Below are 18,493 nucleotides of genomic sequence, written 5' to 3'. Positions count from 1 at the left end.
TCCCACAGGAGGTACACGGTCAACTGTGGGAGCGAGCTTGCTCGCGATGGCGCCAGATCGGGCAGCGCATCATCTACAAAGCAGGGGATTTTCAGGCCGTTTCGACGGCCTGTTTTTTTGCCTGGAAGAAATCGGTTTGTATATTTCCATAATGCATAACCAAATGAATAAATATGATTTATGGATATATAAATCAGCTGTTAAGGTCACTCCATCGAAGCGAGATCGCAAGCCGCGAATCGCCAACACCGTGCAAGGAATCGTCTGAATGTTGGTCGTCTCACTCGGTGGCAGTCCCAGTCAGCGCTCTCGTTCCGGGGTGCTGCTGGATCGCTCCCGGCAATGGTTGCAAGAGCAGGGCGTGGAAGTGGTGAGTTACCAGGTACGGGACTTCCCGGCCGAGGACTTGCTGCACGCACGCTTCGACAGCCCCAAGGTTATCGACCTGCTGCAACAGATTGAAAACGCCGATGGCCTGCTGATCGCCACTCCGGTTTACAAGGCATCGTTTTCCGGGGCCCTGAAAGTCTTGTTGGACCTGCTGCCCGAACGCGCCCTGAGTCACAAGGTTGTTTTGCCAATGGCCACCGGCGGCAGCATCGCCCACATGCTGGTAGTGGATTACGCGCTCAAGCCGGTGCTGTCGGCATTGAAGGCCCAGGAAATGCTGCAAGGGATTTTCGCCGTCGACAGCCAGATCGCTTACGGCGAAGGCAGCGCCCAGGCGCAATTGGCGCCGGAGCTGGAGCAACGTTTGTATGAAGCGCTGGAGCAGTTCACCGGTGCCATGGCGCGACGGCCCAGGCCGCTCGATCCGAACCTGTTGAATGAACGTTTGTTGAGTGCTCGCTGGAGCATTTGAGCCTTACCGAAAAATTGAAGTACTGGCCTTACTCGCCCGCCAACGGGCAAGCAGGTGCAGCCAAAACCCAACTGCAAAAAGGAGAGCGCCATGCGCCCTGTCATTTTGCGTCGTGGTCTGGTCGCTCTGTTTGTTGCGGCTGTCACCTTCGGCGCCATTACTCAAGCTCAGGCCGAGACGTTAAGAATCGGCTATCAAAAGTACGGCACCCTGGTGCTGCTCAAAGCCAAAGGCACCCTGGAAAAACGCCTCGCCGCCCAAGGCGTGGACGTGCAATGGACTGAGTTCCCCGGTGGCCCGCAACTGCTCGAAGGCTTGAACGTCGGCTCCATCGACTTCGGCGTCACCGGTGAGACTCCGCCGGTGTTCGCTCAAGCGGCCGGCGCAGATCTGCTCTACGTCGCCTACGAACCGCCAGCGCCGCACAGTGAGGCGATCCTGGTGCCGAAGGACTCGGCGATCAAATCGGTGGCCGAGCTCAAGGGCAAGAAAATCGTGCTCAACAAGGGCTCCAACGTGCACTACCTGCTGGTGCGCGCACTGGAAGACGCCGGCCTCAAATACACCGATATCCAGACCGTGTTCCTGCCGCCGGCCGATGCCCGCGCCGCGTTCGAGCGTGGCAGCGTCGACGCCTGGGTCATCTGGGACCCGTACCAGGCCGCCGCTGAACAACAGTTGCAAGCGCGCACCCTGCGTGATGGTCAAGGCATCGTCGACAACCATCAGTTCTATCTGGCGACCAAGCCTTATGCGCAGAAAAATCCCGAGGTGATCAAGACCCTCGTCGAAGAAGTGCGTGCGGTCGGCGAATGGTCCAAGGCCAACCCGCAAGAGGTGACCCAACAGGTTTCGCCGCTGCTCGGCCTGCCGACGGATATCACCCTGACCTCAGTGAAACGCCAGGGTTACGGCGCGCTGTTCCTCACCCCTGAAGTGGTCGCCGCGCAGCAGAAAATCGCCGACAGCTTCTACCAGCTCAAGCTGATTCCCAAGCCGTTGAGCATCAAGGACGTGATCTGGACGCCGCCGGCTGCTGTTGCAAAAGCCCAATAATTCGATTCCCCAAGGAGACCACTCCATGAGCCTCAATATCTTCTGGTTCCTGCCTACCCACGGCGACGGCCATTACCTTGGCACCGCCGAAGGCGCACGCGCCGTTGACCACGGTTACCTGCAACAAGTCGCACAGGCCGCTGACCGCCTGGGGTTCGGCGGGGTACTGATCCCTACCGGCCGTTCCTGCGAAGACTCGTGGCTGGTGGCGGCATCGCTGATTCCTGTGACCCAGCGTTTGAAGTTCCTCGTCGCTCTGCGCCCCGGGATCATTTCCCCGACGGTGGCGGCGCGTCAGGCTGCGACCCTGGATCGGCTGTCCGGCGGGCGTGCGTTGTTCAACCTGGTGACGGGCGGTGATCCGGAAGAATTGGCGGGTGATGGTCTGTTCCTCAGCCACGAAGAACGCTACCAGGCTTCGGTGGAGTTCACCCGCATCTGGCGCCGCGTGCTGGAAGGTGAAACCGTCGATTACGACGGTCAGCACATCAGCGTGAAGGGTGCGAAATTGCTCTATCCGCCGGTCCAGCAACCGCGTCCGCCACTGTACTTCGGCGGTTCTTCGGAAGCCGCGCAAGACTTGGCCGCTGAACAGGTGGAAATGGTCCTGACCTGGGGCGAGCCACCGGCAGCCGTTGCGGAAAAAATCGAACAGGTCCGGGCCAAGGCCGCCAAGCTCGGTCGTACCGTGCGCTTCGGCATTCGTCTGCATGTCATCGTGCGCGAAACCAACGAAGAGGCCTGGAAGGCTGCGGACCGACTGATCTCGCATCTGGACAACGACACCATCGCTCGCGCCCAGGCTTCGCTGGCACGCTTCGATTCGGTCGGTCAGCAACGCATGGCCGCCTTGCATGGCGGCAACCGCGACAATCTGGAAGTCAGCCCTAACCTGTGGGCCGGTGTCGGCCTGGTGCGCGGCGGTGCCGGTACGGCGCTGGTGGGCGATGGTCCGACGGTGGCCGCTCGCGTCAAGGAGTACGCGGACCTGGGCATCGACACGTTCATTTTCTCCGGTTATCCACATCTGGAAGAGTCGTACCGGGTGGCCGAGTTGCTGTTCCCGCACCTCGATGTCGAGCGTCCCGAGCTACCGAAAGGTGCCGGTTACGTCAGCCCGTTCGGCGAGATGGTCGCCAACGACATCCTGCCCAAAGCCGCGTCCCAGAGCTGAGGCGCGGTCATGAAGAAAATCATCCATAGCCTCGCGCCCTGGGCGTTGCCGGTGTTGCTGCTGGCGGTGTGGCAGTTGAGTGTGTCGGCGGGTTGGTTGTCGACACGGATCCTGCCGGCCCCGATCGCCGTGATCGAAGCGGGCGTGAGCCTGGTGCGCAGCGGCGAAATCTGGACACACCTGGCTATCAGCGGCTGGCGTGCCGCGCTCGGTTTCACCATCGGTGGCGGCATCGGCCTGACGCTTGGCTTCATTACCGGACTGTCGAAGTGGGGCGAGCGCCTGCTCGACAGTTCGGTGCAAATGATCCGCAACGTGCCGCACCTGGCGCTGATCCCGCTGGTGATCCTGTGGTTCGGCATTGACGAGTCGGCGAAGATTTTCCTGGTGGCGCTGGGCACATTGTTCCCGATTTACCTCAACACCTATCACGGCATCCGCAACGTCGATCCGGCGCTGGTGGAGATGTCGCGCAGCTATGGCCTGACGGGTTTCAGCCTGTTCTGGCAGGTGATTCTGCCGGGGGCGCTGCCTTCGATTCTGGTCGGCGTGCGTTTCGCCCTGGGCTTCATGTGGTTGACGCTGATCGTCGCGGAAACCATCTCCGCGAGTTCCGGCATCGGCTATCTGGCCATGAATGCCCGGGAGTTCTTGCAGACGGACGTGGTGGTGTTGGCGATTCTGTTGTACGCGGTGCTCGGCAAGCTGGCCGACCTCGCGGCCCGTGGACTTGAGCGGGTGTGGCTGCGCTGGCACCCGGCGTATCAGGTGGCCAAGGGAGGTGCAGCATGATCGCCGAGCAACCTCCACGCCTGCTGCGCGGGATTCCGCTGGCGGTGCGCAAGCTGCAAAAAACCTTCGGCTCGCGGCAGGTGCTGCGCGAGATCGACCTGCACATTCCGGCCGGCCAGTTTGTCGCCGTGGTGGGTCGCAGTGGTTGCGGCAAAAGCACCTTGTTGCGCTTGCTGGCCGGCCTTGATCAACCCACCGCCGGTGAATTGCTCGCCGGCGCCGCACCACTGAGTGAGGCGCGGGAAGACACCCGGCTGATGTTCCAGGAAGCACGTCTGCTGCCGTGGAAAAAGATCATCGACAACGTCGGCCTGGGCCTCAAGGGCAACTGGCGACCGCAAGCACTTGAAGCTCTGGAAGCGGTGGGTCTGGCGGATCGTGCCAACGAGTGGCCAGCGGCGCTGTCCGGTGGACAGAAGCAGCGCGTGGCTTTGGCGCGTGCGTTGATTCACCAACCGCGCCTGCTGTTGCTCGACGAACCCTTGGGTGCGCTGGATGCCCTGACCCGAATTGAAATGCAGCAACTGATCGAGCGCCTCTGGCAGCAGCACGGCTTTACCGTGTTGTTGGTGACCCACGACGTCAGTGAAGCGGTGGCGATCGCCGATCGGGTGATCCTGATCGAAGACGGCGAAGTCGGCCTCGACCTGCACGTGGAACTGCCGCGGCCTCGGGTCCGTGGCTCTCATCGGCTGGCGGCGCTGGAAACCGAAGTGCTCAATCGCGTGCTGGCGCTGCCCGGCCAGCCGCCGGAACCGGAACCTGTTTCACCCTTGCCCACGCAGTTGCGCTGGGCTCAATAACTCAAGTCTTATCCCACGACAGGAATCAACATCATGACTATCAAGGCCATCAACGTTCGCAACCAGTTCAAAGGCTCCATCAAGGAAATCGTGCTCGGCGACGTACTGTCGGAAATCGACGTGCAGACCGCGTCCGGCATCGTCACTTCGGTGATCACCACCCGCTCTGTGAAAGAACTTGAGCTGGCGGTCGGCAGTGAAGTGATCGCGTTCGTGAAATCCACCGAGGTGTCGATCGCCAAGTTGTAAGCCGTGCGCACAAACAACAACCCCGGAGGGTTTGAGCCCTTCGGGGTTTTTTGTGCGTGCGTGTCTTGAGTTGAGCGGTGCGGCCATCGCGGGCAAGCCCGCTCCCACAGGATTTTCTGTCGTTCACAGAATCTGAATTCACAGAAGACCCTTGTGGGAGCGGGCTTGCCCGCGATGAGGCCCGAGAATGCGCTACAGATTCCGCTTGGGCAGATAGTGCGGCAAATACAACCCCACATAAGCATCGAACACCCGCATCCCTTCCTCGGCCATGCGCGGCGTAATCTGCCCGTGCTGTTGCACCGAACGCGCATACACCCGGTCGCCCAACTCCATCGCCAGGGCAAACACATCCACATCACCCGGCAGCTTCGGCAGCTCGAAATGATGGTCGAACAGCTTGTGCATCAGGTCGCCCAGTTCGATGTCGTGCTGGCGGTCGGCCTGGGTGACTTCGGTCAGGCCGTGTTGGGCCAGGATGAGCTGGCGCGCAGCGGCGTCCTCTGCGTAGATGTCCAGCATGCGTTGCTCGACCAGCCGCGACAGATCCCGCCAGCCGTTCAAGGCATGGTGATCGATGGGCGCTTGCAGGCAGGCGCGGAACGCGGCGTGGATGTCGGCGGTCAAGGCTTCCAGCAACGCCGGCACGCTGGCGAAGAAATGGTAGACCGAGGAGGGCGGAATCTCCGCGCGCTCGGCGACGCTGTAGATCGACAGGCTGGCCACGCCCTCGGCGGCCAACAGCGTGCGGGCCGCATCGAGTATCGAGTCGATCCGGGCCTGGCTGCGTGCGCGGGGTTTGCGGGGAGTGGCTACGCGTGTCATTGAAGTCTCCTGCGGGGCAGCGGGCATTGTACGAGTCGGGTTGTGTGTTGTCTGCCCGGACGCCATCGCTGGCAAGCCAGCTCCCACATGTTTACCTGGCGCACACAAAATTTATGTTTCGCTGGAGACTCTTGTGGGAGCTGGCTTGTCGGATCGCCGCATCGCAGCGATCCGCCGCAGGCGGCCATAAAAAAAACGCCGCTGGCTGTGAGGCCGGCGGCGTTTCTTCACTACTGCAACCGCTTACACGGTATGCAGGTACCAGTTGTACTCGAGGTCGGAGATGGAGTGTTCGAACTCCTCCAGCTCGCTCTCTTTACAGGCCACGAAGATATCGATGTATTTCGGATCGATGTACTTGGCCATGACTTCGCTGTCGTCCAGCTCGCGCAGTGCATCGCGCAGGTTGTTCGGCAGGCTCTGCTCGTTCTGCTCGTAGCTGTTGCCTTCCACCGGAGCGCCAGGCTCGACCTTGTTGGTCAGGCCGTGGTGCACGCCCGCCAGGACCGAAGCCATCAGCAGGTACGGGTTGGCATCGGCGCCGGCCACGCGGTGTTCGATGCGCACGGCATCGGCAGAGCCGGTCGGCACGCGAATCGCTACGGTACGGTTGTCCAGGCCCCAGCACGGCGAGTTCGGCACGTAGAACTGTGCACCGAAACGACGGTAGGAGTTGACGTTCGGGCAGAGGAAAGCCATCTGCGCCGGTAGGGTCTCGAGCACACCGCCGATCGCGTGACGCAGTGCGGCGTTCTGCTCGGGATCCTCACTGGCAAAAATGTTTTTGCCATCTTTATCGAGAATCGAGATATGGACATGCAGACCATTGCCCGCCTGGCCCGGGTAAGGCTTGGCCATGAAGGTGGTGTCCATTTCATGGTCGTAGGCGATGTTCTTGATCAGGCGCTTGAGCAGGACCGCATAGTCGCAGGCCTTGATCGGGTCGGCCACGTGGTGCAGGTTCACTTCGAACTGCGCCGGGGCACTTTCCTTGACGATGGCGTCGGCCGGGATGCCTTGCTCTTTCGCACCTTCCAGGATGTCCTGGAGGCAGTCGACGTATTCGTCGAGGTCGTCGATCAGGTAGACCTGTGTCGAGTGCGGACGTTTGCCGGAAACCGGCGAGCGAGGTGGTTGCGGACGACCGTTCACGTTCTCCTGGTCGATCAGGTAGAACTCCAGTTCGAACGCGGCGCAGATGGTCAGGCCCATTTCGTCGAACTTGCGCACGACATTGGCCAGCACTTCACGCGGGTCGGCGAAGAAGGGTTCACCTTCGAGTTCGTGCATGGTCATCAACAGTTGCGCGGTAGGGCGCTTCTGCCATGGCTCGTTGCACAGGGTATCGGGAATTGGATAGCAGATTCGGTCAGCATCACCGATGTCCAGGCCCAGGCCGGTGCTTTCCACCGTGGAGCCATTGATATCCAGAGCAAATAGAGAGGCCGGCAGGTTGATGCCTTTCTCGTAAACCTTGTGGAGGCTGGTGCGTTCGATGCGCTTGCCGCGCACCACACCATTCATATCCGCAATCAGAAGGTCAACGTACAGAACCTCAGGATGTTCCTTAAGGAACGCGTTCGCTTCGTTAAGCTGAACGGCACGCGGGGGTACCGACATGATGCAACACCTTTGTTGTTAAAAATATCAATCATTGATCTTTTCTGGTTTCAGTCAACCCGAACGGCATGCCGAAGTCAAGCGAGGCCTTTTTTGCCCTAAAAAAGCGCTCGTGGGGCTTTTTTGAGGCTCTTTGGGGCACTTTTGCTCCGCTGGGCGTTGCGACGGCCGCGAGCTTGAGCGGGCCGTGTTGTATTTTTTACGGGGGTGTTGTGTAAAAAAATGAACAAGGCTAAGCTCGAATCAAACCCATAACAGCAATAATACCGGGGTGCTTCATGTCTCGCCTGCCGATAATCGGCATCACCGACTGCTCAAGACAGCTCGGTCGGCATGTTCATCACATCAGTGATGACAGGTCGGTCCGTTCCATGGCTTCAGCGGCTGCGGTGATCCTCTCATCCGTGACGGTCCGACCGTCCCCGTCCGTTATTCTGGACGGTCGCGATGGCACCCCCATTACGGTTACTCCATTCAATATAGAACCGATTCACAATAGCGGCCTGACCATCGTTCAGGGCACCGCTCGCGATTCTGCACGCCCGGCCTTTGCAGCAGCGATAATCTGCCGCGCAAACGCTCTACAACGCGACGCCGATGCGTCAAACAACGCCTGACCTTAAAAGGGTCAGACAACTCAAGCCTAGAGGCATTTATGAGTAACAACCTCGACCAGCTCACCGATTGGTTGAAAAACCACAAGATCACAGAAGTCGAATGCATGATCGCCGACTTGACCGGGATTACCCGGGGCAAGATTTCGCCGACCAACAAATTCATCGCCGAAAAGGGCATGCGCCTGCCAGAAAGCGTTCTGCTGCAGACCGTGACCGGCGATTACGTCGAAGACGACATCTATTACGAACTGCTCGACCCGGCCGACATCGACATGATCTGCCGCCCCGACCAGAGCGCGGTGTATCTGGTGCCCTGGGCCATCGAGCCGACCGCGATCGTCATCCACGACACTTACGACAAGCAAGGCAACCCGATCGAGCTGTCGCCGCGCAACGTGCTCAAGAAAGTCCTGAAACTCTATACCGACAAGGGCTGGAAGCCGATCGTGGCGCCGGAAATGGAGTTTTACCTGACCAAGCGCAGTGACGACCCGGATTACCCGTTGCAGCCGCCGATCGGTCGCTCCGGTCGTCCGGAAACCGGGCGCCAGTCGTTCTCCATCGAAGCGGCGAACGAATTCGATCCGCTGTTCGAAGACGTCTACGACTGGTGCGAACTGCAGGACCTGGACCTCGACACATTGATCCACGAGGACGGCACGGCGCAGATGGAAATCAACTTCCGTCACGGCGATGCCCTGTCCCTGGCCGACCAGATCCTGGTGTTCAAGCGCACCATGCGCGAAGCCGCGCTCAAGCATGACGTGGCCGCGACCTTCATGGCCAAGCCGATGACCGGCGAGCCGGGCAGTGCCATGCACTTGCACCAGAGCATCATCGACATCGAGACCGGCAAGAACATCTTCTCCAACGACGACGGGACCATGAGCCAGTTGTTCCTGCACCACATCGGTGGCTTGCAGAAACTCATTCCCGAGCTGTTGCCGCTGTTCGCCCCGAACGTGAACTCGTTCCGCCGCTTCCTGCCGGACACTTCGGCGCCGGTGAACGTGGAGTGGGGCGAAGAGAACCGCACCGTGGGCCTGCGGGTGCCGGATGCCGGGCCGCAGAACCGCCGGGTGGAAAACCGCCTGCCGGGCGCCGATGCCAACCCGTACCTGGCGATTGCCGCGAGCCTGCTCTGCGGTTACATCGGCATGGTCGAAGGCCTGAACCCGAGTGCGCCGGTAGTGGGGCGTGGCTATGAACGCCGCAACCTGCGCCTGCCGCTGACCATCGAGGACGCGCTGGAGCGCATGGAAAACAGCGCGACCATCGAGCGTTACCTCGGCAAGAATTTCATCACTGGCTACGTCGCGGTCAAGCGGGCCGAGCATGAAAACTTCAAGCGCGTCATCAGTTCGTGGGAAAGGGAATTCCTGCTCTTTGCCGTCTGATGCGCCGGGCATCGCCGCTGCTTGGCGGTGCTTTCACCTGATTTTTTTAGGAGATTCGTATGACCAGCAACAATCCGCAAACCCGTGAATGGCAAACCTTGAGCAATGATCACCACCTGGCTCCGTTCAGCGACTTCAAGCAGCTGAAAGAGAAAGGCCCGCGGATCATCACCAGCGCCAAGGGCGTTTACCTCTGGGACAGCGAAGGCAACAAGATCCTCGACGGTATGGCCGGCCTGTGGTGTGTCGCGATTGGTTATGGTCGCGATGAACTGGCCGATGCCGCCAGCAAACAGATGCGCGAGCTGCCTTACTACAACCTGTTCTTCCAGACCGCGCACCCGCCGGTACTGGAGCTGGCCAAGGCCATCGCCGACATCGCGCCAGAAGGCATGAACCACGTGTTCTTCACCGGTTCCGGCTCCGAAGGCAACGACACCATGCTGCGCATGGTCCGTCACTACTGGGCGATCAAGGGCCAGCCGAACAAGAAAGTCATCATCAGCCGCAAGAACGGCTATCACGGTTCCACCGTGGCCGGCGCGAGCCTGGGCGGCATGACCTACATGCACGAGCAGGGCGACTTGCCGATCCCGGGCATCGTCCACATTGCCCAGCCGTACTGGTTCGCCGAAGGCGGCGACATGACCCCGGAAGAATTCGGTATCTGGGCGGCCAACCAGCTGGAAGAAAAGATTCTTGAAGTCGGCGTCGACAACGTCGGTGCCTTCATTGCCGAGCCGATCCAGGGCGCCGGCGGCGTGATCATTCCGCCAGAGACCTACTGGCCGCGCATCAAGGAAATCCTCGCCAAGTACGACATCCTGTTCGTGGCTGACGAAGTGATTTGCGGTTTCGGTCGTACCGGCGAGTGGTTCGGTGCCGATTTCTACGACCTCAAGCCCGACATGATGACCATCGCCAAGGGCCTGACCTCGGGCTACATCCCGATGGGTGGCCTGATCGTGCGTGACGAAGTGGTGGACGTGCTCAATGAGGGCGGCGACTTCAACCACGGCTTCACCTACTCCGGTCACCCGGTAGCCGCTGCCGTGGCACTGGAAAACATCCGCATCATGCGCGACGAGAAAATTATCGAGCGCGTCAATGCAGAAACGGCACCGTATTTGCAAAAGCGTCTGCGGGAACTGAACGATCACCCGCTGGTGGGTGAAGTTCGCGGGGTCGGGCTGCTGGGTGCCATCGAACTGGTCCAGGACAAGGCCACACGCAAGCGTTACGAGGGCAAGGGCGTCGGCATGATCTGCCGTCAGTTCTGCTTCGACAACGGCCTGATCATGCGCGCAGTCGGCGACACCATGATCATCGCTCCGCCACTGGTGATCACACCGGCGGAAATCGATGAACTGGTAACCAAGGCGCGCAAGTGTCTTGACCTGACCCTGAGTGCGTTGCAGGGCTAAGTGCTAGGCTCAGAGCGGGAGTTGCTGGGGTTTGTATCAAAACAGCTACTTTCGCTCGGAGCTGTCAGAAAGCGTGGCCTTTCCTTGAAAGACCGATGCGGATCTTGCCAGACTAGCCGCGGTTCCAGTTGCCCGGGTTCGGTCGCTGAACAAGTGGTTCAAAAAAGAAAAATTTGGAGCATTACGCATGAAGGCACTAGGTAAAAAGCTCGCTGGCAAGACTCTCCTTGCCATGTCGCTGATGGGGTTGATGGCGGGCGCGGTTCAGGCCGATGACAAAGTACTGCACGTGTACAACTGGTCCGACTACATTGCACCGGACACCATCAAGAAGTTTGAAGACGAGTCGGGCATCAAGGTTGTCTATGATGTCTTCGACAGCAACGAAACCCTGGAAGCCAAGTTGCTGGCAGGCAAGTCCGGTTACGACATCGTCGTACCGTCGAACAACTTCCTGGCCAAGCAGATCAAGGCCGGCGTTTACCAGAAGCTGGACAAGTCCAAGCTGCCTAACTGGAAGAACCTGAACACCGACCTGCTCAAGGCCGTTTCGGTCAGCGACCCGGGCAACGAACACGCCTTCCCGTACATGTGGGGTTCGATCGGTATCGGCTTCAACGCCGAGAAGGTCAAGGCCGCACTGGGCGCCGACGCACCGGTGGATTCCTGGGACCTGATCTTCAAGCCTGAAAACGCCGCCAAGCTGAAATCGTGCGGTATCAGCCTGCTGGACTCGCCAACCGAGATGATTCCGGTAGCACTGCATTACCTGGGCCTGCCGACCGACAGCCAGAAGAAAGAAGACATCGACAAGGCTGAAGCGCTGATCATGAAGGTCCGTCCTTCGATCGCCTACTTCCACTCGTCCAAGTACATCTCCGACCTCGCCAACGGCAACATCTGCGTGGCCGTGGGTTACTCGGGTGACATCTACCAGGCCAAGTCCCGCGCTGCCGAAGCCGGTGACAAGGTGAAAGTCAGCTACAACATTCCGAAAGAAGGTGCAGGCAGCTTCTACGACATGGTCGCCATCCCTAAAGATGCCGAAAACGTCGAAGGCGCCTACAAGTTCATGACCTTCCTGCAGAAGCCGGAAATCATGGCTGAAATCACCAACGCCGTGCGTTTCCCGAACGGTAACGCGGCTGCCACGCCACTGGTGGACAAAGACATCACCAGCGACCCGGGCGTTTACCCGCCAGCGGACGTACTGGCCAAGCTGTACGCGATCGCCGACCTGCCGGCCGCGACCCAGCGGATCATGACCCGCAGCTGGACCAAGATCAAATCCGGTAAATAAGCCGGTTTGATGCAACAACCTGTTGTCGTCACCCGCGCGGTGGCGACAACAGGTGTAATTAAATGACAGAAAGTTTTGCTGGAACGGTTTTTCGAGGGTAAGTTGCGCGCCGGTTTAGTTGCTGGGCAATCACGGTTGCCATGTAACGCGGGTCAACTTGGGCCCAACTAATTTTAGAGGACCTCCACGTGCCTATTTTTTCTTTGTTGCGCAATGCCATGCTGGTTGGCGCCGGGCTGACGATTGCTGTCAGTGTCCAGGCCGCCGGTACCGTGCATATTTATAACTGGTCGGACTACATCGGCGAGACCACTCTGGCCGACTTCCAGAAAGAGACCGGAATCAAGCCGGTCTACGACGTCTTCGACTCCAACGAAACCCTGGAAGGCAAGCTGCTGGCCGGGCGTACCGGCTACGACGTGGTCGTGCCGTCGAACCACTTCCTTGGCAAGCAGATCAAGGCGGGTGCTTTCCAGAAGCTCGACAAGTCGCAGTTGCCGAATTACTCGAACCTCGACCCGGCGTTGCTCAAGCGTCTGGAGCAGAACGATCCGGGCAACCTGTATGCCGTGCCGTACCTGTGGGGCACCAATGGCATCGGCTACAACGTCGACAAGGTCAAGGCGGTGCTGGGCGTCGACAAGATCGACTCCTGGGGCGTGCTGTTCGAGCCGGAGAACATCAAGAAACTGCAAAAGTGTGGCGTGGCGTTCCTCGACTCTGCCGATGAAATGATGCCGACGGTCCTCAACTACATGGGCCTGGATGCCAACAGTACCAACCCCGAAGACTACAAGAAGGCGACTGCCAAGTTGCTGGCCGTGCGGCCGTACGTCACCTACTTCAGCTCGTCCAAGTACATCACCGACCTCGCCAATGGCGATATCTGCGTGGCGGTAGGGTTCTCCGGCGACATCTTCCAGGCGCGCAACCGTGCCGCGGAAGCCAAGAAAGGCATCAACATCGCCTACGCCATTCCGAAGGAAGGCGGCGCGCTCTGGTTCGACATGCTGGCGATTCCGAAGGGCTCGGCCAACTCCAAGGAGGCTCATGCCTTCATCAACTATTTGCTGAAGCCTGAGGTCATCGCCCAGGTCAGTGATTACGTCGGCTACGCCAACCCGAACCCCGGGTCGGACAAACTGATGGAACAGTCCATTCGCACCGACGAAGCGGTTTATCCGCCGCAAGAGGTGCTCGACAAGACCTACGTGTCCATCGAGCTACCGCCGAATATTCAACGCGTGATGACCCGCAGCTGGACCACGGTCAAGACGGGTAAATAGCTTCAAGGCTCAAACTATCCAAAGTTGGCTCACCTTGAGCGAACTGCACTCTTTTTTCTGGGAGTTTCGTAAATGGCAGTTGCCTCCGGCGCCTATAAGAAAGCCCTCGAGGGCGACCAGTCACCTAAACAGGTGCTGGTCAAAATCGACCGGGTCACGAAGAAGTTCGACGAGACGATTGCCGTGGACGATGTGTCCCTGGAAATCAAGAAAGGCGAAATTTTCGCCCTGCTCGGCGGCTCGGGATCGGGCAAGTCCACTTTGCTGCGCATGCTCGCAGGTTTCGAACGGCCCACGGAGGGACGCATTTTCCTTGATGGCGTAGACATCACCGACATGCCGCCCTACGAGCGGCCGATCAACATGATGTTCCAGTCCTACGCCTTGTTCCCGCACATGACCGTGGCGCAGAACATCGCCTTCGGCCTCAAGCAGGACAAGATCCCGGCTGCAGAAGTCGATGCCCGTGTGGCAGAAATGCTCAAGCTGGTGCAGATGAGCCAGTACGCCAAGCGCAAGCCGCACCAGTTGTCCGGCGGTCAGCGTCAGCGTGTGGCCCTGGCCCGTTCCCTGGCCAAGCGCCCGAAGCTGTTGCTGCTCGACGAACCGATGGGTGCGCTGGATAAAAAGCTGCGCTCGCAAATGCAGCTGGAGCTGGTCGAGATCATCGAACGCGTCGGCGTAACCTGCGTCATGGTGACCCACGACCAGGAAGAAGCCATGACCATGGCCGAGCGCATCGCGATCATGCACCTGGGCTGGATCGCCCAGATCGGCAGCCCGATCGACATCTACGAAACCCCGACCAGCCGCCTGGTCTGCGAATTCATCGGTAACGTGAACATCTTCGAAGGCGAGGTGATCGACGACGCCGAAGGCCACGCGATCATTACCTGCAAGGACATGGACCACCAGATCTACGTGGGCCACGGCATCAGCACCTCGGTGCAGGACAAGTCGGTCACCTACGCGATCCGTCCGGAAAAACTGCTGGTCACCGCCGAAAAGCCGACCTGCGAGTACAACTGGTCGAGCGGCAAAGTGCATGACATCGCCTACCTCGGTGGCCACTCGGTGTTCTACGTCGAACTGCCAAGCGGCAAGCTGGTGCAGTCGTTCGTGGCCAACGCCGAACGTCGCGGGCAGCGTCCGACCTGGGGTGATCAGGTCTACGTGTACTGGGAAGACGACAGCGGCGTGGTGCTTCGCTCATGAACATGCGCAAATTCAAACGCCGTCTCAATCGAATAATTCCCGGTGGCCGTCAGGTGGTCATCGGCATCCCATTCATCTGGCTGTTCCTGTTCTTCATGCTGCCGTTCTTCATCGTCCTGAAGATCAGCTTCGCCGAAGCAGACGTGGCCATTCCGCCGTACACCGAAATCTACAGCTACGCCGAGCAGAAGCTGCAGTTGCTGCTTAACCTGGGCAACTACTCGATGCTGGCCGGTGACGAGCTGTACATCGCCGCTTACCTCGGCTCGTTGAAGATGGCGTTGTTCAGCACCATCCTCTGCCTGTTGATCGGCTACCCGATGGCCTACGGCATCTCCGTTGCACGCAAGGAAATGCAAACGGTGCTGGTGCTGCTGATCATGATGCCGACGTGGACCGCGATCCTGATCCGCGTTTATGCGTGGATGGGCATCCTCAGCAACAACGGCCTGCTCAACGGTTTCCTGATGAGCATGGGCTGGATCAGCGAACCGCTGCAGATCCTCAATACCAACCTGGCGGTCTACATCGGCGTGGTTTACTCCTACCTGCCGTTCATGATCCTGCCGCTGTACGCCAACCTGGTGAAGCACGACCAGAGCCTGCTGGAAGCCGCATCCGACCTGGGTTCGAGTACCTTCAACAGCTTCTGGAAAATCACCGTGCCGCTGTCCAAGAACGGCATCATCGCCGGCTGCATGCTGGTGTTCATCCCGGTGGTGGGCGAGTTCGTGATCCCGGAACTGCTCGGCGGTCCGGAAACCCTGATGATCGGTAAAGTGCTCTGGCAAGAGTTCTTCAACAACCGTGACTGGCCGGTGGCGTCTGCCCTGGCGGTGGTGATGCTGGCGATCCTGATTGTGCCGATCATTCTGTTCAACCGCAGTCAGGCCAAGGAAATGGAGGGTAAAGAATGAAGCGCTTCCGTTTCTCCAGCCTGATGCTGGTCGTGGGTCTGTTGTTCATCTATCTGCCGATGCTGATCCTGGTGATCTACTCGTTCAACGCCTCCAAGCTGGTAACGGTGTGGGGCGGCTGGTCGATCAAGTGGTATGTCGGCCTGCTCGACAACAGCCAACTGATGGGTTCGGTGGTGCGTTCGCTGGAAATCGCCTGCTACACGGCGGTGGCAGCGGTGGCGCTGGGTACATTGGCGGCGTTCGTGCTGACACGTATTACGCGCTTCAAGGGCCGCACCCTGTTCGGTGGCCTGGTCACTGCACCGCTGGTGATGCCTGAGGTGATCACCGGTCTGTCGCTGTTGCTGCTGTTCGTGGCCATGGCACAGATGATCGGCTGGCCGCAGGAACGCGGCATCGTCACCATCTGGATCGCCCACACCACGTTCTGTGCGGCCTATGTGGCGGTGGTGGTGTCGGCGCGCTTGCGCGAGCTGGACCTGTCCATCGAAGAAGCGGCCATGGACCTCGGTGCGAAACCGTGGAAGGTGTTCTTCCTGATCACCATCCCGATGATCGCGCCGTCGCTGGCAGCGGGCGGCATGATGTCGTTCGCCCTGTCGCTGGATGACCTGGTGCTGGCGAGCTTCGTGTCCGGCCCGGGTTCCACGACCCTGCCGATGGAAGTGTTCTCGGCGGTGCGCCTGGGGGTCAAACCCGAGATCAACGCCGTGGCCAGCCTGATCCTGTTGGCGGTGTCGATCGTGACCTTCCTGGTGTGGTTCTTCAGCCGTCGCGCCGAAGAAAGCCGCAAGCGTGCAATCCAGCAAGCGATCGAAGAAGCGGCAGCCGATTCGTGGAAGCAACCGGACGTGCGTCGCGCACAGGCCCCGGAAGCGGCTTGAGCCTGACGGTTGATCACACCTTTGTGATCAACCCGAATCCCCTGTAGGAGCCGGCAAGCCGGCTCCTACAAGGGGCTTATGCGACCCAAGGGGATTGGCGGATGACCTCGACAAAGTTCATCGGCTTGAACCCCGGCTCCTGATCCACCAGCACATCGGTCTTCACATTGCCGAACGTGGTCTGCGGGCGATGACGCAAGCCGTCGGCAAACGCACAGATGATGCACTCCTTGAACCCCTCGCCCCGTGGATGCGCGTGCACCACCGCTTCGCGCTGCACGGTGGAAAACGCCGCGTAGTCCATGCCCAGCACGTCCATCTCGACGCCAGCCGTGACCAACGCCACGGTGGGCCGCAAATGCCGGGGCACGCCCGGCGTGGTGTGCAGGGCAATCGATAACCAGACCTGTTCGATATCGTCGTCGCTCAGTCCGTAAGGCTTGAGAAACGCTGCCGCCGCATTGGCGCCGTCGACTTCGAAGCGCTCGTTGTCGCTGCGATGACCTTGCACCAGGCCGACATCATGGAACATCGCGCCGATGTACAGCAGCTCGGGGTTGTAGGCCAGTTGCTTGCGTTCGCCGCTCAATGCACCGAACAGGAAGACCCGGCGCGAGTGGTGATAGAGCAGGTCCGATTCGATGTCACGGATGTATTCGGTGGCGGCCCGCGCCAAGGTGCTGTCGGGGATCCTGATGCCGGCGATGGTGGTGCTCATGGAGTGTTCCTCGTCGTGAACGCCATGATGGCGCTGAGGGGGCCAGTCTGTTCCGGCCCCCGAAACCGGACAATCGATCCATGGCTGCGATCCCGGCCAATGAGCATGCATATCGCGCCAACCTCGCTTGTTGGGTGTGGATTGGCTAGGGTGCATGCAGACCCTGTAGGAGCGAGCCTGCTCGCGATGAACCTGAGAGCGCCGCGGGGTGTCAGGCACCCATCGTTATCGTTGACGACCATCGTGAGCAGGCTCGCTCCTACAAGGTGTGCGTTGCAATCAGTGCCATGAGAGGCTCTTCGAACCATGAGTAAAACCATCGCCATCGTGGTCTTCGCCGGCGTCCAGTCGCTGGACGTCACCGGCCCCATGGATGTGTTTGCCGAGGCCAATCGCTTTCTTGCCCCCCAGGATCACTATCGGCTGGAGGTGATTGGCGTCGAGCGCGGGATGATGGCGTGCTCCAACGGCCTTTCACTCAACGCCCATCGGCATTTCAGCGAAGCGCTGCAAGCGTACGACTTGCTGCTGGTGGCCGGCGGGCCGCAGTTGCCGTTCATGAGTTTCGGCGCGGCATTCGACACCTGGCTGCGCGAAGCCTGCGCACGGGCACAGCGGTTTGGCTCGATCTGCAACGGCGCCTTCATGCTCGCCCGTGCCGGGTTGCTGGAGGGGCGCACGATCACCACGCATTGGCAGGACGCAGCGGATCTGGCGGCGCTGTGCCCCTCGTCCCGGGTGGAGGCGGATCGTCTCTACGTAGAGGACGGGGACCTGTTCACCTCGGCCGGGGTCACCGCGGGCATCGATCTGTCCCTGTACCTGTTGGGCCGGGATCAGGGACCGGAAGTGGCGCTGAACGTCGCCAAGCGGCTGGTGGTGTTCACCCAGCGCTCGGGCGGGCAATCGCAGTTCAGCCCGTTCCTCACGCCCCACGCCGAACCCACCTCGGCGGTGGCCATGGTCCAGCATTACGTGTTGGCCAACCTGACCGGTGACCTGACCATTGCCGATCTGGCCAACGCGGCCAACATGAGTGCGCGCAATTTTTCCCGGGTATTTGCCAGGGAAGCGAAAATCACCCCGGCCGAGTTCGTCGAGCGCGCGCGGGTCGATGCGGCGCGGGTGATGCTCGAAAGCACCCGTGCGCCGCTCAAGACCGTGGCCTATCAATGCGGTTTCCGCGATGCCCAGCACATGCGCAGTGTGTTCAATCGCAGATTGGGGGTGACGCCGCAGCAGTTCAGGCTGAATTTTGCGGCGATTGTTTGAAGCCTTGTGTCGTTCTTCAGGGCCTCATCGCGGGCAAGCCCGCTCCCACAGGTTTTTCTGGTGTTCACAGAATTTGTGT

General features: G+C 60.1%; 18 protein-coding genes. 15 read left to right on the top strand and 3 right to left on the bottom strand.

What is annotated here, in order from left to right; genetic code table 11:
• The 7 genes from EI969_RS30345 to EI969_RS04980 form a co-directional block, all read left to right on the top strand.
• The coding region (locus EI969_RS30345) for a hypothetical protein (RefSeq protein WP_218575172.1) at window positions 1–268 on the top strand (268 nt) is incomplete at its 5' end.
• Entirely contained in the window at window positions 269–862 is a 594-nt protein-coding gene (ssuE, locus tag EI969_RS05005) for an NADPH-dependent FMN reductase (protein ID WP_160386194.1), read from the top strand.
• Between the two features lie 90 nt (window positions 863–952).
• A complete protein-coding gene (locus EI969_RS05000) occupies window positions 953–1,918 on the top strand; it encodes a sulfonate ABC transporter substrate-binding protein (protein WP_160386193.1) in 966 nt (321 codons plus the stop codon).
• A 25-nt stretch (window positions 1,919–1,943) separates the two neighbouring features.
• Complete coding sequence (gene ssuD, locus EI969_RS04995; RefSeq protein WP_160386192.1) at window positions 1,944–3,092, top strand: FMNH2-dependent alkanesulfonate monooxygenase; 1,149 nt, start codon at window positions 1,944–1,946, stop codon at window positions 3,090–3,092.
• A 9-nt stretch (window positions 3,093–3,101) separates the two neighbouring features.
• Window positions 3,102–3,884 (top strand): aliphatic sulfonate ABC transporter permease SsuC, encoded by a 783-nt coding sequence (ssuC, locus tag EI969_RS04990; protein WP_160386191.1) that lies wholly within the window; start codon window positions 3,102–3,104, stop codon window positions 3,882–3,884.
• Complete coding sequence (gene ssuB, locus EI969_RS04985) at window positions 3,881–4,687, top strand: aliphatic sulfonates ABC transporter ATP-binding protein (RefSeq protein WP_160386190.1); 807 nt, start codon at window positions 3,881–3,883, stop codon at window positions 4,685–4,687. Before ssuC ends, ssuB begins: the two co-directional genes overlap by 4 nt.
• A gap of 33 nt (window positions 4,688–4,720) precedes the next feature.
• Window positions 4,721–4,936 carry a molybdopterin-binding protein gene (locus EI969_RS04980; protein ID WP_007967989.1) on the top strand — a complete coding sequence of 72 codons (216 nt, stop codon included), beginning with the start codon at window positions 4,721–4,723 and terminating at the stop codon, window positions 4,934–4,936.
• Between the two features lie 192 nt (window positions 4,937–5,128).
• Here EI969_RS04980 and EI969_RS04975 read toward each other — a convergent pair whose 3' ends face one another.
• Both EI969_RS04975 and EI969_RS04970 read right to left on the bottom strand, forming a co-directional pair.
• On the bottom strand, window positions 5,129–5,761 hold the full coding sequence (locus EI969_RS04975; protein ID WP_160386189.1) for a TetR/AcrR family transcriptional regulator: 633 nt from the start codon (window positions 5,759–5,761) through the stop codon (window positions 5,129–5,131).
• Between the two features lie 243 nt (window positions 5,762–6,004).
• A complete protein-coding gene (locus EI969_RS04970) occupies window positions 6,005–7,381 on the bottom strand; it encodes a glutamine synthetase family protein (RefSeq protein WP_160386188.1) in 1,377 nt (458 codons plus the stop codon).
• 655 nt (window positions 7,382–8,036) lie between these two features.
• Between EI969_RS04970 and EI969_RS04965 the strand changes: the two genes are divergently transcribed.
• The 7 genes from EI969_RS04965 to EI969_RS04935 all read left to right on the top strand — a co-directional run bounded on the left by EI969_RS04965 (window position 8,037) and on the right by EI969_RS04935 (window position 16,424).
• Complete coding sequence (locus EI969_RS04965; RefSeq protein WP_160386187.1) at window positions 8,037–9,395, top strand: glutamine synthetase family protein; 1,359 nt, start codon at window positions 8,037–8,039, stop codon at window positions 9,393–9,395.
• A gap of 59 nt (window positions 9,396–9,454) precedes the next feature.
• Complete coding sequence (locus EI969_RS04960; RefSeq protein WP_160386186.1) at window positions 9,455–10,819, top strand: aspartate aminotransferase family protein; 1,365 nt, start codon at window positions 9,455–9,457, stop codon at window positions 10,817–10,819.
• 187 nt (window positions 10,820–11,006) lie between these two features.
• Window positions 11,007–12,119 (top strand): polyamine ABC transporter substrate-binding protein, encoded by a 1,113-nt coding sequence (locus EI969_RS04955; RefSeq protein ID WP_103395837.1) that lies wholly within the window; start codon window positions 11,007–11,009, stop codon window positions 12,117–12,119.
• Between the two features lie 188 nt (window positions 12,120–12,307).
• Window positions 12,308–13,405 carry a polyamine ABC transporter substrate-binding protein gene (locus EI969_RS04950; protein WP_160386185.1) on the top strand — a complete coding sequence of 366 codons (1,098 nt, stop codon included), beginning with the start codon at window positions 12,308–12,310 and terminating at the stop codon, window positions 13,403–13,405.
• Between the two features lie 72 nt (window positions 13,406–13,477).
• Window positions 13,478–14,620: an ABC transporter ATP-binding protein gene (locus EI969_RS04945; RefSeq protein ID WP_160386184.1), complete on the top strand. Its 1,143-nt coding sequence runs from the start codon at window positions 13,478–13,480 to the stop codon at window positions 14,618–14,620.
• Between the two features lie 35 nt (window positions 14,621–14,655).
• Complete coding sequence (locus EI969_RS04940; RefSeq protein ID WP_371925859.1) at window positions 14,656–15,537, top strand: ABC transporter permease subunit; 882 nt, start codon at window positions 14,656–14,658, stop codon at window positions 15,535–15,537.
• Complete coding sequence (locus EI969_RS04935; RefSeq protein ID WP_015097268.1) at window positions 15,534–16,424, top strand: ABC transporter permease subunit; 891 nt, start codon at window positions 15,534–15,536, stop codon at window positions 16,422–16,424. Before EI969_RS04940 ends, EI969_RS04935 begins: the two co-directional genes overlap by 4 nt.
• A gap of 76 nt (window positions 16,425–16,500) precedes the next feature.
• On the opposite strand, the gene EI969_RS04930 is transcribed toward EI969_RS04935, so the two are convergent.
• The gene (locus EI969_RS04930; RefSeq protein ID WP_160386182.1) at window positions 16,501–17,142 is read right to left on the bottom strand and encodes an HD domain-containing protein; all 642 of its coding nucleotides are present in this window, start codon (window positions 17,140–17,142) and stop codon (window positions 16,501–16,503) included.
• A 306-nt stretch (window positions 17,143–17,448) separates the two neighbouring features.
• On the opposite strand from EI969_RS04930, the gene EI969_RS04925 reads away from it, so the two are divergent.
• Complete coding sequence (locus tag EI969_RS04925) at window positions 17,449–18,414, top strand: GlxA family transcriptional regulator (protein ID WP_160386181.1); 966 nt, start codon at window positions 17,449–17,451, stop codon at window positions 18,412–18,414.
• Window positions 18,415–18,493 lie beyond the last annotated feature (79 nt).

The organism is Pseudomonas sp. PB101 (genome assembly GCF_009764265.1).
GTDB lineage: Bacteria > Pseudomonadota > Gammaproteobacteria > Pseudomonadales > Pseudomonadaceae > Aquipseudomonas.
This window is presented reverse-complemented; position numbering and strand designations above follow the sequence as displayed.

Excerpts from the sequence above, each read along its gene's own strand:
- ssuD (WP_160386192.1), top strand. The coding sequence starts at position 1,944 with ATGAGCCTCAATATCTTCTGGTTCCTGCCTACCCACGGCGACGGCCAT.
- EI969_RS04925 (WP_160386181.1), top strand. The coding sequence starts at position 17,449 with ATGAGTAAAACCATCGCCATCGTGGTCTTCGCCGGCGTCCAGTCGCTG.
- EI969_RS04960 (WP_160386186.1), top strand. The coding sequence starts at position 9,455 with ATGACCAGCAACAATCCGCAAACCCGTGAATGGCAAACCTTGAGCAAT.
- EI969_RS04975 (WP_160386189.1), bottom strand. The coding sequence starts at position 5,761 with ATGACACGCGTAGCCACTCCCCGCAAACCCCGCGCACGCAGCCAGGCC.
- EI969_RS04955 (WP_103395837.1), top strand. The coding sequence starts at position 11,007 with ATGAAGGCACTAGGTAAAAAGCTCGCTGGCAAGACTCTCCTTGCCATG.
- EI969_RS04945 (WP_160386184.1), top strand. The coding sequence starts at position 13,478 with ATGGCAGTTGCCTCCGGCGCCTATAAGAAAGCCCTCGAGGGCGACCAG.
- ssuC (WP_160386191.1), top strand. The coding sequence starts at position 3,102 with ATGAAGAAAATCATCCATAGCCTCGCGCCCTGGGCGTTGCCGGTGTTG.
- EI969_RS04965 (WP_160386187.1), top strand. The coding sequence starts at position 8,037 with ATGAGTAACAACCTCGACCAGCTCACCGATTGGTTGAAAAACCACAAG.
- ssuB (WP_160386190.1), top strand. The coding sequence starts at position 3,881 with ATGATCGCCGAGCAACCTCCACGCCTGCTGCGCGGGATTCCGCTGGCG.
- EI969_RS04980 (WP_007967989.1), top strand. The coding sequence starts at position 4,721 with ATGACTATCAAGGCCATCAACGTTCGCAACCAGTTCAAAGGCTCCATC.
- EI969_RS04930 (WP_160386182.1), bottom strand. The coding sequence starts at position 17,142 with ATGAGCACCACCATCGCCGGCATCAGGATCCCCGACAGCACCTTGGCG.
- EI969_RS04970 (WP_160386188.1), bottom strand. The coding sequence starts at position 7,381 with ATGTCGGTACCCCCGCGTGCCGTTCAGCTTAACGAAGCGAACGCGTTC.
- EI969_RS04935 (WP_015097268.1), top strand. The coding sequence starts at position 15,534 with ATGAAGCGCTTCCGTTTCTCCAGCCTGATGCTGGTCGTGGGTCTGTTG.
- EI969_RS05000 (WP_160386193.1), top strand. The coding sequence starts at position 953 with ATGCGCCCTGTCATTTTGCGTCGTGGTCTGGTCGCTCTGTTTGTTGCG.
- ssuE (WP_160386194.1), top strand. The coding sequence starts at position 269 with ATGTTGGTCGTCTCACTCGGTGGCAGTCCCAGTCAGCGCTCTCGTTCC.